This window comes from Cupriavidus sp. 2SB, from assembly GCF_005503625.1.
GTDB lineage: Bacteria > Pseudomonadota > Gammaproteobacteria > Burkholderiales > Burkholderiaceae > Cupriavidus.
On sequence record NZ_SCMX01000121.1, the window covers coordinates 1 to 13,806 of the forward strand.

Here is a 13,806-nt window from a genome sequence, read left to right on the forward strand (position 1 = left end):
CCCCCAGGGATGCCGCCCCCTCCACATCATGCAACCCAAAGATCGTCTCCTTGCCCTGGCCATCATCGTGGTCTGGGGTGTCAATTTCGTCGTTATCAAGGTAGGTCTGGTTGGCGTACCGCCGATGCTGCTCGGCACGCTGCGCTTCTGCCTTGTCGCCTTCCCCGCCATCTTCTTCATTCCGCGCCCCCGCATTCCGCTGCGCATGCTCGTGGCTTATGGCGCGACGATCAGCCTGGGCCAGTTTGCGTTCCTGTTCTATGCGATGGCCGTGGGCATGCCGGCCGGGCTGGCGTCGCTGGTCTTGCAGTCGCAGGTGTTCTTCACCGTCGCCATCGCGGCGTTCTGGCTTGGCGAACCGTTGCGCTGGCACAACCTTGCCGGCATGGCGGTGGCCGCAGGCGGATTGGCGCTGATCGGCAGTGGGGCCGCACACGGGCCGGGCGGCATGACGGCCGCAGGCTTCATCCTGACCCTGTGCGCGGCGCTGTGCTGGGCAACGGGCAACATCGTCAGCAAGAAGATTGGCCCGGTGGACCTGCTGGGGCTTGTCGTCTGGGGCGCGTTGATTCCGATCGTTCCGTTTGCGCTGCTGTCGCTCTGGTTCGAAGGGCCGGGGCGCATTGTCGATGCCATGGGTCATGTGCCGGGCAAGGCGATCTTCGCTGTCTGCTACCTGGCCTTTGCCGCCACGCTGTTCGGTTACACGATGTGGGGCCGCCTGCTGACCCGCTATCCCGCCAGCAAGGTGGCGCCGCTGACGCTACTGGTGCCAGTGGTGGGCCTGGTGTCGGCGCACGTGCTGCTGGGGGAGGACCTGGGTCTGGCCCAGTGGGCAGGCGCTGCCGTGGTCATGGTTGGGTTGCTGCTGAATGTGTTCGGCAATCGACTGGGGACGGGCAGGGCCGTGGCACGACGCTGACTTCGGGCCAATTTTGCAGAAAATTGAGGGTTAACCCGCAAATACTCGGTAAATCGCGGCGATTCCCTCCTTTTTTGTACATATCGATATCACGGCGTTGTCCGTAGCCTCGCAAATTCTTGAGGCAAAATAGCGGGCTGGCCGCATATGCCGTGGAGCCCTCACCGTTCACCGACGAGGCACTCCTCAGAAGCCCGCCCCAACGGTGGCCAGCGCGCGCCGCGCCGCGGAGATGTCCGAGCGCGGCCATTTGCCGTCCCCACGGCTCATTCAGTTTGGAGCACAACACATGAAGCAGTTTGTCATCGCCGCCGCGTTGCTGGTGGCCGGCGCGTCCGCACATGCCGCAGTCGATGCCGCCAAGGCGCAGGAAATCGCCAACAAGAACGCCTGCATGGGCTGCCACCAGGTGGACAAGAAGCTGGTGGGCCCGTCTTACAAGGACGTGGCCGCCAAGTACAAGGGCGACAAGGGCGCGCTGGCCAAGCTGTCGGCCAAGGTGAAGGGCGGCGGTTCGGGCGTCTGGGGTCCGGTGCCGATGCCGGCCAACCCAGCCATCAGCGATGCAGACCTGAAGACGGTAGTGGAGTGGGTACTGGCCGGCGCACCGGCCAAGTAAGCACGCTGCCAGCGGACGGGCCGGCCCTGGCCGGTCCGCCGCGCACCAGCCAGTTTTATGAAGCGCAGGACCCGGCGACGCACCGGGGACCGCAGGGGTCGACAGAAACCGGGTACGAATAGTACGGGAAGCAAATGAATACAAAACGACGTGAAGTGCTGCGGATGACCGCCGTACTGTCGCTGATGGCAGCCACCGGGCTGATCAGCGAGGCGCAAGCCGCCGAATGGAACAAGGCTGCCTTCGACGGCAAGAGCGTGGCCGACGTGATCAAGTCGCTCGGCGGCAGCGGCACCGAGAAAAGCAGCGCTATCCATTTCAACGCCCCCGACATCGCCGAGAACGGCGCCGTGGTGCCCGTGGCCGTGACGAGCAACATTCCGGACACCGAGCAGATCGCCATCCTCGTGGAAAAGAATCCGAACACGCTGGCCGCCGACTTCATCATCCCGGCCGGCACCGAACCGTTCGTGTCCACGCGCGTGAAGATGGGCCAGACGTCCGTGGTGCATGCGGCCGTCAAGGCCGGTGGCAAGTGGTACGTGGCATCGAAGGAAATCAAGGTCACGCTGGGTGGTTGCGGCGGCTGAGGCCCGGCACCAGACAGTTCGAGCACTGATTTTCCAGAACCCTGCTGACAGGAGAAGCACATGGCAGACCCGATGCGCGTTCGCGCCACCGAAAACGGCGGCGTCGTAGACGTCAAGATTCTGATGAAGCACGACATGGAGACGGGCCAGCGCAAGGACGCCTCCGGCAAGACCGTGCCGGCCTGGCATATCCAGACCGTGACGGCCAGCTACAAAGGTAAAGACGTGTTCCAGGCCCAGTTCGGCCCGGCCGTGTCGAAGGACCCGTTCCTGAATTTCAAGTTCAAGGGCGGCGCCAAGGGCGACAAGGTCACCGTGACCTGGGTCGACAACCGCGGCGACAAGCGTACCGACGAGGCCACCATCGCCTGATCCGGCGAAGCAAGGAAGCATTATGCGGCGAGCATTCTTTCGCGCCACGGCGGCACTGGCCGCCATCGGCCTTACGGCCAAGGCATCGGCCCAGCAGGCCCCCGCGCCGGCATCCTCCGGCAGCAAGGGCCGCGTCAAGGTGGTCTACCAGTTGTCCGAAGGCAACGATCAGGCTGTGCGCGCCATGGCCAACCTGCGCAATCACCTGAACGGCGCGCCCGACACCAAGATCGTGGTGGTGGCGTTCGGTTTTGGCGTGGATTTCCTGGTGGAGGGCGCGAAGGATGCGCGCGGCAACACGTTCGAGGCGCCCGTGGCGGCGCTGAGTTCGTCGGGCGTGGAGTTCCGCGTCTGCCGCAACACGCTGACCGCGCGCCGCATTTCCGAGCAGAACCTGCTGATGGACGCCAAGGTCGTGCAGGCCGGCGTGGTGGAAGTGGCCCGGTTGCAGTTCGAGGAAGGCTACGCCTACATCAAGCCCTGACCGGCTGTGCATGACATCCGGCAACGAGCCGCCGGATCCAACAAGACAGTGGTCCGCCCGCGCGCCAGTTGGCGCTAGGGCGAGACGACGAGGAGAAACGCCCCAATGGTTACCGAGCGCAACACCCGCCGCGCCGTGACGGCGGTGCTGGCCACGCTGGCCGCAGCCGCTGCCGTCGTGGCCGCGTCACTGTCCGGCCCTGCGCTGGCACAGGACAAGACCGCCGAGGAAATCGCCAAGTATCGGCAGATGCTGGCCGAAGGCAATCCCGCCGAACTGTGGGAAGCCGCGGGCGAAGAGCTGTGGAAGAAGCCCGCCGGTCCGAAGAATGCCTCGCTCGAACAGTGCGACCTGGGCAAGGGGCCGGGCGTGACCAAGGGGGCATACGCCGAACTGCCGCGCTACTTCAAGGATGCCAACAAGGTCATGGATCTGGAGCAGCGCCTGGCCTATTGCCGCGTGACGCTACAGGGCCTGACGCAGGAAGAGGCGCTGAAGAACCCGTTCTCGTCGGCGGGCAAGCCTTCCGATATCGAGCGGCTGGCGGCCTTCGTGACGGGCGAATCGCGCGGCGTGAAGATGAACGTCCAGCTCAAGCATGCCGAAGAGAAGCGCGTCTATGCGCTCGGCCAGAAGATGTTCTACTACCGTGGCGGCGCGTACGACTTTGCCTGCGCCACGTGCCACGCGGTGGACGGCCAGCGCATCCGCCTGCAGGACCTGCCGAACCTGATGACCGAGAAAGGCGCACAGGCTGCGTACACGACCTGGCCGGCGTACCGGGTGTCGCAGGGCGAGGTTCGCACGATGCAGCACCGTCTGTACGACTGCCTGCGCCAGCAGCGCTTTCCTGAACCGGCCTATGGCTCGGACGTGATCACCGCCCTGACGATGTTTTTGGCGAAGAACGCCAACGGCGGCACGTACGATGGTCCGAACATGAAGCGCTGAGCCGGGAGACAAGAACATGAAGACACTCCACACGATGGCGCTGGTATCGATCGCATCGCTCGGCCTGATTGGCGGTGCCCATGCGCAAACTGCAGCCAAGGGTACGAAGGCCGAGAACGTTGCAAAGGTCACCGACGCCGACATCCGCCAGTTGATCGAATCGTCGTTCACGTCGAAGGGACCGGCCACGGTCGAGGGCGTGATCAACCAGGACGCCACGCAGAAGGCATGCAGCCAGTATCCCGACCGCACCAAGGTGCCGACGCCGCTGGCCAAGAAGGTGGAAGCCGCCGAACTGAAGCAGGTGAAGTACCCGGCTGACAGCAACTTCATCGGCGACTGGAAGGAAGGCGAGAAGATCGCGCAGAACGGCCGGGGCATGCAGTTCAGCGACCAGGTGGGCGGCGTCAACGGCGCCAACTGCTACGCGTGCCACCAGTTGACCAAGGCAGAAATCTCGTTCGGCAATATCGGCCCCTCGCTCTACCACTACGGAAAACTGCGCGGCAACTCGCAGGACGTGGTCAAGTACACGTGGGGCAAGATCTGGGATTCGAACGCGTACAGCGCATGCTCGAACATGCCGCGTTTCGGGCATAAGGGCATCCTGACCGAGCAGCAGATCCGCGACGTGATGGCGCTGCTGCTGGACCCGGCCTCGCCGGTCAACCAGTAATGGCAACGGCGGCGCGGCGCATGCGGAGGTGGCTTGTCGCCGCCGCCATGGCGCTCACCGTTGCCCCGGCACTGGCTGCCGAGGTGGGCGAGACCATCCGCCTGCCTGAACTGAAGCTGCTCGATGGCAGCACAGTGCCCGCTTCGCACTGGGCCGGCAAGCCGGTGGTGATCGAATTCTGGGCAACGTGGTGCCCGTTCTGCGCGTTGCAGAATCCGAGGCTGCAGGCGCTGTACGACAAGACGCGCGGCACGAAGCTGCAGGTGCTGGCCATCAGCATCGACAAGGAACCGCGCGAATCGCAGGCGTACCTGAAACAGCGCGGCTACACCTTCCCCGCGACGATGGATTCCGATGCGTTGCGCCGCGCCTTTGGCGCGCGCCGGGGTTTGCCGGAGCTCTACGTGCTCGACGGCAATGGCCGCGTGGTGCAGAAGGAAGTGGGCGAGATGATCGACGACGATGTGGCGGCACTGGCTCGCTACGGCAAGCCGTGACGCGCCATCGGCGCCCTTCACGTCAATACAACGGATAACAGCATGAACCGACGCGAGTTCCTGCAGGTGCTGGCGGTGGCCGGCGCCGGAGGCATGACATTTTCCGGTGGCGACGCCCAGGCCGCGCAGGCGGCCGAGCGGCTCTACAACGTGCCACGCTTCGGCAACGTGCATCTGCTGCACTTCACCGATTGCCACGCGCAACTGAACCCCGTGCATTTCCGCGAGCCGAGCGTGAATCTCGGCGTGGCCGAGTGGGCAGGCAAGCCACCGCACCTCGTCGGACAGGCGTTCCTGCGCGCGTACGGCATCGCACCGGGCAGCGCGACGGCCCACGCATTCACCTATCTCGATTTCACGGAAGCCGCGCGACGCTTCGGCAAGGTTGGCGGATTTGCGCACCTCTCCACGCTCGTGCAACGCATGAAGGCGAGCCGGCCCGGCGCGCTGCTGCTCGATGGCGGCGATACGTGGCAGGGTTCGGCCACCGCGCTGTGGACGAAGGGCCAGGACATGGTCGATGCAGCGCTGCTGCTTGGCGTCGATGTGATGACGCCGCACTGGGAAATGACGCTCGGCGCGGAGCGTGTGAAGCAGATCGTCGATAACGATTTCAAGGGGCGCGTGTCGTTCCTGGCGCAGAACGTGAAGACCAACGACTTCGGCGATCCGGTCTTCGATCCGTACGTGATCCGCGAGATGAACGGCGTGCCGGTGGCCATCATCGGCCAGGCGTTTCCGTACACGCCCATCGCCAATCCGCGCTACCTGGTGCCGGACTGGACCTTCGGCATCCAGGAAGAAAACCTGCAGCAGGTGATCGATGAAGTGCGCGGCAAGGGTGCGAAGGTGGTGGTCCTGCTGTCGCACAACGGCATGGACGTGGACCTGAAACTCGCCTCGCGCGTGCGGGGTCTCGATGCCATTCTGGGCGGCCACACGCATGACGGTGTGCCGAAGCCGGTATCCGTGAAGAACGCGGGCGGCGTCACGCTGGTGACCAACGCCGGCTCCAACGGCAAGTTCCTCGGCGTGCTCGACTTCGACGTCCGCAACGGCAAGGTGGCCGATTTCCGATACAAGCTGCTCCCGGTCTTCGCCAACTACTTACCCGCCGATCCGCAGATGGAAGCGCTGATCCGCAAGGTGCGCGCACCGTACGAGTCGAAGCTCGGCGAAGTGCTCGCCGTGAATCGTGGCCTGCTGTATCGGCGCGGCAACTTCAACGGCACTTTCGACCAACTGATCCTCGACGGCCTGATGGCCGTGCAGGACGCCGAGATCGCGTTCTCGCCCGGCTTCCGCTGGGGCACCACGCTGCTACCCGGCCAGCCCATCACGATGGAAGCGCTGATGGACCAGACCGCCATCACCTATCCGTACACCACGGTCACGCAGATGTCCGGCACCACGATCAAGACTGTGCTCGAAGACGTGGCCGACAACCTGTTCAACCCGGATCCGTACTATCAGCAAGGCGGCGACATGGTGCGCGTGGGCGGCCTGCAATACACCATCGACCCCACCCGGGCGATGGGCCAGCGCATCACCGACATGCGCCTGGCCGGCCAGCCCATCGACGCCGACAAGACCTACAAGGTAGCCGGCTGGGCCCCCGTCGCCGAAGACGCCCGCCAGGCTGGCGGCCCGCCGATCTGGGACGTCATGGCCCAATGGCTGCGATCGAACAAGGAAGTCAGCGCCCGACCGCTGAACCTGCCGACCGTAAAAGGCATGGACGGCAACCCCGGCATGGCACCCGTTTGATCCTGCCTTGACCCCACCTCAGGTGTTGGTTCCATGCGATTGAAAGGCCGCTCGAAGTTCGGCTAGAATCGACCGCACGGGCCGATAGCTCAGCTGGGAGAGCGCTGCGTTCGCAATGCAGAGGTCGGGAGTTCGATCCTCCTTCGGTCCACCAGATTCCAGTCCCGCAGTAACCCCACCGGAGATCGCATCTCCGGCCCGACGCCTCCCTCGTGGAGGCGTTTCTGTTTGTGGGATGGATGCCGGGAAGTGATACCGTGTGACTCTCGTTCAGCTTCCCGGCGCACCATGTCCACGCCCACAGCCCCGTCTTCCGTACGTAGCGAATCCTCCGATCCCGAAGTCCGCCACCTCGCCGCCCGTCGTTCGACCCTCGTCAGCGTCTTCGTCAACATCGCCCTGACCGCCGCGCAGGGTTTCATCGGCATCGTCGCGGGTTCGCAGGCGCTGGTGGCCGATGCGCTGCATTCGCTATCCGATCTGGTTTCGGATTTCGTGGTGTTGTTTGCCGGGCATCACAGCCGCAAGGGGGCGGATCACGATCATCCGTATGGGCATCATCGGTTCGAGACGGCGGCGTCGTTTGCGTTGGGTGTGTTGCTGCTGTCGGTGGGGGTGGGGATGTTGTGGGCGGCAGTGGGCAAGATCGAACATCCCGACGGCGTGCAGCCGGTGCAGGCCGTGGCGTTGTGGGTGGCGCTGGGGGCGCTGGCTTCCAAGGAGCTGTTGTTCCGATACTTGCTGCGGGTGGCGGAGCGGGTCAGGTCGAGCATGCTCGTGGCCAATGCCTGGCACGCGGGGTCGGATGCGGCGTCATCGCTGGTGGTGGCGCTGGGCATCGGTGGCAACCTGCTCGGCTATCACGTGCTCGATCCGGTGGCGGCCATCGTCGTGGGATTGATGGTGTCGCGGATGGGCGTGCGATTCGGCTGGGATGCAATGAGCGATCTGATGGATCGTGCCGTCGATGAAGACATCGTCGCCGAATTGCGTATCACGATGCTGGAAACACCGGGACTGCTGGGGCTGCACGATCTCAAGACGCGCAAGATGGGCGACATGATTCTGGTCGACGTGCATCTGGAAATCCCTGCGGACCTGACCGTCGAGCAGGGTCATGCGATTGCCACGGAAGCGCGGCGTCGGGCGATGGAGCGGGACGATGTGCTCAATGTCATGACGCATGTCGATCCGGTGCGGTGAGCACACAACCTCACCGCAAATCACTCCGCCGATACAGGCTCAACCCCACCGCCAGGAAAGCCAGCATCCCCGCGCATCCACGGTTGATCCATTGCACCGCGCGGCCAGACAGTGTGCGCACCGCATGTCGGCCGCCGAACGCGTAGATCGCCATCATCAGGATATCCATCAGCGCCGCCACCACCGCCAGGATCACGTACTGGATGGCAACGGGCTTGTCTGCGTGGACGAACTGCGGCACGAAGGCCGAGGTAAACAGGATGGCCTTGGGATTCGAGAGCGCCACGAACAGCGCGCGCAGGAAGGCGGCGCGGCCGCTGGCTGACGAGGCGTCGGCCGTGGCCACCAGCGCCTGGGCGGGTGCGCGCCACATCGCAACGGCGAGGTAGAGCAGGTAGGCCGCGCCGATCCACTTGATCGCGGAGAACAGCAGTTCCGACGCCTGCAGCACGGCGCCCAGGCCGCAGCCGACCGCGCCGATCAGGATCAGGTCGGCCAATGCTGCGCCGCCGATTCCGCAGGCGGTGACCCGCCCGGGCCGCGTGGCGCCGTTGCTGAGTGCAAGGAGCATCGTCGGGCCCGGCGTCACCATCACGGTGGCAACGGCGATCAGGTAGAGGAACAGGGTAGTGGTGTCCATGGACGGCTCCGATGCGGCAAGCCGCCAGTGTGAACCCAAGCCGTGCCTGTGGACAACCCCGTGAACAAGCCTGTGATATGCCTGGGGGCGTCATGTGGGACGTATACGTACAACAGACGCACAACTTTTGACGTATACGTGCCGACCTCCATTGCCGACGCGGATTATCCACCTCCGTCCACGTATACGCCGCGTACCTGCCCCTACAGTTATCTTTTCTGCAACGTATTGATTGGCAAGGAGAAAAGTCGGTTATCCACTGCGCGGCATCCGTGTTAACCATTACTACTACTATTTATGTATACGTAAACAAAGACGTAAACCGTATACGTACTGTTGCGCCAGCAGAAAAAAGCTAGCGCGGCACCTTGAACCGCTTGCGGGCGTCCAGCGCCTGGGTGCGGGTGGTGCAGCCGTCCATATGGTCGTTGACGAGGCCCATCGCCTGCATGAGCGCGTACATCGTGGTGGGACCGACAAACTTCCAGCCGCGCTTTTTCAGGTCTTTCGATAACGCCGTGGATTCCGGGCTGATGGCCATGGTGCGCAGTACTTCGGGGGTCAGCTTCCTGGGACGGCTTTTCGGATCGGGTTCGAATTTCCAGAAGTAGGCCGCCAGCGATGGCTCGGTCTTCAGCAGTTCCTGCGCGCGCTTCGCGTTGTTGATGGCCGCTTCGATCTTGCCGCGATGGCGCACGATGGCGGCATCGCCCAGCAGCCGCTCCACGTCTTTTTCGGTGAAACGCGCGACCTTGTCGATCTCGAAATTGGCAAAGGCGCGGCGGAAGGCTTCGCGCTTGCGCAGGATCGTCAGCCAGCTGAGTCCGGACTGGAAACCTTCGAGGCAGAGCTTCTCGAACAGCCGGCGGTCGTCGTCCACCGGGAATCCCCATTCGTTGTCGTGATAGTGGCAGTAGTCTTCGAGTTCACCGCACCAGCCGCAGCGTACCTGGGCCTGTGATGCCGATTTCGTGGACTTTGCGGACGTGGTGGTCATGAGTCGATCCGTGCGGAGCAAAGCGATAGCGTACCGGATGCGGCGCGCTGGAATCGGACATTCGAATGTAAAAAAGCCAACCCGCAGGTTGGCTTTTTCGGAGCGAAGGCGAGGCGCCGGTCAGGCCAGCTTCTTGCCCGTGCGGTCGTGCATGAAGAACAGTGCGACGACGCTGATCGCGGCAGCCGCAATCACGTAGTAGGCCGGGGCCAGCTTGTTGTGCGTGGACTCGATCAGCCACGTCACGATCAGCGGGGCAAAGCCGCCGAAGATCGTCACGGCGAAGTTGTACGCGAGCGAGAGGCCCGTGGAACGCACTTCGGTCGGAAACTGCTCGGCCAGCACGGCGGGCGCCGGGCCCGTGAATGCGGCCAGCAGGATGCCCAGCACGATCTGCACCTTCAGCAGCGTGGCGGTGGTCGGTGCCACGTTGAGCCAGTGGAACAGCGGATAGGCGAGCACCAGGATAGCCAGCGCCACCACGGTCAGCATGCGCTTGCGGCCCACGCGGTCGGACAGCATCCCCATCAGCGGGCACAGCACCAGGATGATGGCGCCGCAAATGGCCGTGGACTGGAACGTGGCGCCCAGCGGCAGACCCAGTTGCTGCTTGGCGTACGACGGCATGTAGAACACCAGTACATAGGTGCAGACTGTCCAGAGGATGGTCACGCCAAGGCCGGCCAGCACTTCGCGCGGATGGTCGCGCAGCACTTGCGAGAGTGGCGAAAACTTCACGTTGTTGGCGCGGCGCTCGGCCTGGCGTGCCTCGAACTCGGGCGGCTCTTCCAGATGCGAGCGAATGTACATACCCACCGGGCCGATCAGCAGGCCGAACAGGAACGGAATGCGCCAGCCCCAGGAATCGATCTGGGCCTGATCCAGACCGTTGATGACCAGCGCGCCCATGGCGGCACCCAGCATGAACGAAATGCCCTGGCTGGCCTGCTGCCAGCTGGCGTACATGCCACGTTCTTCATCCGGAGCGTGTTCGATCAGGAATGCCGTGGCGCCACCGACTTCGCCGCCAGCCGAGAAGCCTTGAATCAGGCGAGCCAGCACGATCAGCGCGGGCGCCCAGAGGCCGATGGAGTCATAAGTCGGGGCCAGGCCGATAATGGCCGTACCCAGGGCCATCAGCAGGATGGTCAGCGTCAGCGCAGCCTTGCGGCCCACGCGGTCGGCGTAGACGCCTAGCACGATGGCGCCCACGGGACGCATGAAGAAGCCCACGCCGAAGGTGGCGACGGTGAGCAGGAACGAGGTCAGATCATTGCCGGTGGGGAAAAACAGCTTGGCAATGATGACGGCGAAAAAGCTATAGACGGTGAAATCGAACCATTCCAGGCCATTGCCGATGGTGGCGGCGATGATCGCGCGTCGTCGGGTGGATTTGGAGAGGTCGTTTGCAGTGGCTGCGGTAACGGACATGGGGCTTGATACAGAGGAAGGAACCGGTGGATTGCCCCCGCCGGTTATGGTCCGGCGGTGACGCAAGGCGTCATCTTAAGCGATTCCTTACATCAACCCAGCCAGCAGCCCTGCCCACCACGTTGGTACGCAGCACAAAAAGTGGCGAATCAACGAGGGTTCAGAGAGCGCCGTGCCCCGTATGGCTGGCGATGGCATCGGCGTCGGCCGCTGCTCGGGTGGGGGCCTGGACGTCAGGCGTGGGGGCAGGCCGCTTGCGCGTGAACCATAGCCACGCGGCACTGGCCGTCCAGCCGATCACGAAGACCGTGTCGCCAGCATGATTGAACAGCGCGGCGGCAAAGGGAATGTCGAAGGCTTCGGCGAGCATATCGGCGGGTAGCCGCGCGATGATCCACAGCAGTACGGCTGGGCCGCTGCCATAGACGCCGGGCTGCCACCACAGGGCGTGGGGCAGGGCGTGCAGGGGATCGAAACGCTTGGCCACTGGGCTTTCTCCGGCGGATGCCTCATGGCATCTCTGGGCACATCATAGGCCGATTCCGACTACGGCTGCCCCGGTGCTGTTGCGCATCTGCATCGTTTGTGTGCGGTATCCAACGCCCTCCGATGCCGCTTCACGCAGGGGCACCCGTAGCTTCAAGTTTTTTGCACGAAGTGTCCGCAAACGGCGCGCGTTGCCGCCCCGGATCTTTGCCAGACTTCATGCATTGCAGAAAACCGCTGAACGGCTTGCGCCATGACTACCTTGCTTCCCGCCATCTACGTCTCCCACGGATCACCCATGCTCGCCATCGATCCCGGCCCTACGGGCGCCGCGTTCGATGCGCTTGGCGAGCGCCTGCGCACGCTGAAGCCGAAGGCCGTGCTCGTGATCTCGGCACACTGGATCTACAGCACGCTGGCCGTGGGCACGCGCACCCGGCAGGAAGCGTGGCACGATTTCGGCGGCTTTCCGCGTGAACTCTACGCGCTGCGCTACGACGCCCCGGGTTCGCCGGAACTGGCCGCCCGCGTGAAATCGCTGATCGAGGCGGCCGCCATTCCCGGCGCGAGCTACGTGGGCGAGGATCCGGATCGGCCACTGGACCACGGCGCCTGGATGCCCATGCGCCACTTCTTCCCGGATGCCGATGTGCCCGTGGTGCAGCTCGCCTTCAACCCGTACCTGAGCCCGGCGGCGCAGATCGAGATTGGCCGCGCGCTGGCGCCGCTGCGTGCCGAAGGCGTGCTGGTGGTGGGGTCGGGCAGCTTCACGCACAACCTGCAGGAGGTGTTCGGCAGCGGCGAGCGCAAGGCGCAGCACGGCCCGCAGACCGAGCCCTATGTCGATGCGTTCCGCGGCTGGATGACCGATGCCTTGAACGAGGCGCTGGCCACGGGCGATGTGTCGCGTATTGCGGACTATCGGACGCAGGCGCCGTACGCGCGCCGCGCGCATCCCACGGACGAGCATCTGCTGCCGTTCTACGTGGTGCTCGGCGCAGCAATGGGTTCCGCCGAGGCGGGAGCCAGCCAGGCCGAGGTGGCCCGGATTGCCGATGAGGTCACCTACGGCGTGCTGGCGATGGATACCTTCGTCTTCCAGGGCATGGGCACCGGCCATGCGCCACTGCCCAAGGCTGCCTGAAGGTCAGACTCAAGTCTTGAGATACCGGCGCGCAGCCCGCGCGCCGAACAGGGCGATGTAGCCCATCGTCAGCGCCACGACGGCGAGGCCGACGCGGAGGTTGGCCAGATGGGCCACGCCACCGATCAGTACCGGGCCGATCAGCATTCCTACGTAAGCAAAGCGCGCCACGCGTGCGATGGCTTCGGCCGGCGTCACGCCGGGCAGGAATGACGCCGCCGCAAAGAAGATCGGCACCATGTTGGCGGCGCCCAGTCCCATCAGCGCGAAGCCGATCAGCGCGGCCAGCGGGAACGGCACGAAGAGGGATAGCGCGATGCCCGCGAATCCCACCCAGGCACTGCCGGTCAGCGTGCGCGCATCGCCGAAACGGGCGCGCAGGAGATCCCCACCGAACCGGCCGCAGGCCATGCCGCCCGAGAATGCCGCATAGCCGAAACTTACCCAGTCGAGCGGTGCCTGCGTGACTTCGCGCATGTAGACCGTGGTCCAGTCGTACATTGCCCCTTCGCCCACCAGCCCCAGGAACGCCATCAGGCCCAGCAGCCACAGCGCGCGCGAGGCGTGCTCGCGATGGTGCTCGGCCGATGGCAGTGCGGGGTGATCCGCAAGCAGGCCCGGCGTGACGCCGATCGCCACCGCAGCGGTCATGGCCGCGATCATCGCCGCGTGCGCGAGCGGGGGTACATCCAACGAGATCATCAGACCGCCGAAAGCCGCGCCAACCATCCCGCCCAGGCTGAACATGCCGTGCAGCGCCGACATCACGGGCCGCGTGCGGCTGGCTTCCACCGTAGCGGCCTGCGCGTTCATGCCGACATCGAACAGGGCATTGGTCATGCCAAACACGAGCAGCGTCGGCAGCAGCAAGGCGAAGCTCGGCACAGCCAGCACGCTCAGCGTGACCAGCGAGAAGGCCACGCCGCCAATCATCGACGCTTTGCCGCTACCTAGACGGCCCACCCAACGTCCCACCGGCCCCATCGCCAGGATGGCCCCCGCAGCGACAGCCAGCATGGCGAACGAC

The 13,806-nt window shown here is 64.6% G+C and carries 16 protein-coding genes and 1 tRNA gene; 12 read left to right on the forward strand and 5 right to left on the reverse strand.

Features of this window, described 5'->3' with window-relative positions; all coding sequences use genetic code 11:
- Positions 1-28: 28 nt before the first annotated feature.
- From FFS21_RS30390 to FFS21_RS30440, 11 genes are all read left to right on the forward strand, one after another.
- Entirely contained in the window at positions 29-922 is an 894-nt protein-coding gene (locus FFS21_RS30390; RefSeq protein WP_137928382.1) for an EamA family transporter, read from the forward strand.
- 289 nt (positions 923-1,211) lie between these two features.
- Entirely contained in the window at positions 1,212-1,541 is a 330-nt protein-coding gene (locus FFS21_RS30395) for a c-type cytochrome (protein ID WP_137928383.1), read from the forward strand.
- A 134-nt stretch (positions 1,542-1,675) separates the two neighbouring features.
- On the forward strand, positions 1,676-2,131 hold the full coding sequence (gene soxY, locus FFS21_RS30400; protein ID WP_137928384.1) for a thiosulfate oxidation carrier protein SoxY: 456 nt from the start codon (positions 1,676-1,678) through the stop codon (positions 2,129-2,131).
- Positions 2,132-2,191: 60 nt separating this feature from the next.
- A complete protein-coding gene (gene soxZ / locus FFS21_RS30405) occupies positions 2,192-2,503 on the forward strand; it encodes a thiosulfate oxidation carrier complex protein SoxZ (RefSeq protein WP_137928385.1) in 312 nt (103 codons plus the stop codon).
- A 22-nt stretch (positions 2,504-2,525) separates the two neighbouring features.
- A complete protein-coding gene (locus FFS21_RS30410; protein ID WP_137928386.1) occupies positions 2,526-2,987 on the forward strand; it encodes a DsrE family protein in 462 nt (153 codons plus the stop codon).
- Positions 2,988-3,092: 105 nt separating this feature from the next.
- Positions 3,093-3,938, forward strand: a complete 846-nt coding sequence (gene soxA / locus FFS21_RS30415; protein WP_137928387.1) for a sulfur oxidation c-type cytochrome SoxA — start codon at positions 3,093-3,095, stop codon at positions 3,936-3,938.
- Between the two features lie 16 nt (positions 3,939-3,954).
- Positions 3,955-4,614, forward strand: a complete 660-nt coding sequence (soxX, locus tag FFS21_RS30420; RefSeq protein ID WP_137928388.1) for a sulfur oxidation c-type cytochrome SoxX — start codon at positions 3,955-3,957, stop codon at positions 4,612-4,614.
- A gap of 20 nt (positions 4,615-4,634) precedes the next feature.
- Positions 4,635-5,111 (forward strand): TlpA disulfide reductase family protein, encoded by a 477-nt coding sequence (locus tag FFS21_RS30425; RefSeq protein WP_249359757.1) that lies wholly within the window; start codon positions 4,635-4,637, stop codon positions 5,109-5,111.
- Between the two features lie 42 nt (positions 5,112-5,153).
- Complete coding sequence (soxB, locus tag FFS21_RS30430; RefSeq protein ID WP_137928390.1) at positions 5,154-6,878, forward strand: thiosulfohydrolase SoxB; 1,725 nt, start codon at positions 5,154-5,156, stop codon at positions 6,876-6,878.
- A 78-nt stretch (positions 6,879-6,956) separates the two neighbouring features.
- Positions 6,957-7,032 (forward strand) — tRNA-Ala (locus FFS21_RS30435).
- Positions 7,033-7,166: 134 nt separating this feature from the next.
- Positions 7,167-8,081, forward strand: a complete 915-nt coding sequence (locus FFS21_RS30440; protein ID WP_137928391.1) for a cation diffusion facilitator family transporter — start codon at positions 7,167-7,169, stop codon at positions 8,079-8,081.
- Between the two features lie 10 nt (positions 8,082-8,091).
- Here FFS21_RS30440 and FFS21_RS30445 read toward each other — a convergent pair whose 3' ends face one another.
- The 4 genes from FFS21_RS30445 to FFS21_RS30460 all read right to left on the reverse strand — a co-directional run bounded on the left by FFS21_RS30445 (position 8,092) and on the right by FFS21_RS30460 (position 11,594).
- Entirely contained in the window at positions 8,092-8,721 is a 630-nt protein-coding gene (locus tag FFS21_RS30445; protein WP_137928392.1) for a LysE family translocator, read from the reverse strand.
- A 355-nt stretch (positions 8,722-9,076) separates the two neighbouring features.
- The gene (locus FFS21_RS30450; RefSeq protein ID WP_137928393.1) at positions 9,077-9,718 is read right to left on the reverse strand and encodes a DNA-3-methyladenine glycosylase I; all 642 of its coding nucleotides are present in this window, start codon (positions 9,716-9,718) and stop codon (positions 9,077-9,079) included.
- A 120-nt stretch (positions 9,719-9,838) separates the two neighbouring features.
- Positions 9,839-11,149, reverse strand: a complete 1,311-nt coding sequence (locus tag FFS21_RS30455) for an MFS transporter (protein ID WP_137928394.1) — start codon at positions 11,147-11,149, stop codon at positions 9,839-9,841.
- 160 nt (positions 11,150-11,309) lie between these two features.
- Positions 11,310-11,594, reverse strand: a complete 285-nt coding sequence (locus FFS21_RS30460; RefSeq protein ID WP_502705215.1) for a hypothetical protein — start codon at positions 11,592-11,594, stop codon at positions 11,310-11,312.
- 303 nt (positions 11,595-11,897) lie between these two features.
- Between FFS21_RS30460 and FFS21_RS30465 the strand changes: the two genes are divergently transcribed.
- A complete protein-coding gene (locus tag FFS21_RS30465; protein ID WP_137928397.1) occupies positions 11,898-12,779 on the forward strand; it encodes a DODA-type extradiol aromatic ring-opening family dioxygenase in 882 nt (293 codons plus the stop codon).
- A 9-nt stretch (positions 12,780-12,788) separates the two neighbouring features.
- On the opposite strand, the gene FFS21_RS30470 is transcribed toward FFS21_RS30465, so the two are convergent.
- Positions 12,789-13,806 (reverse strand): MFS transporter (locus tag FFS21_RS30470; protein ID WP_137928396.1); only part of this gene is annotated, 1,018 nt, incomplete at its 5' end.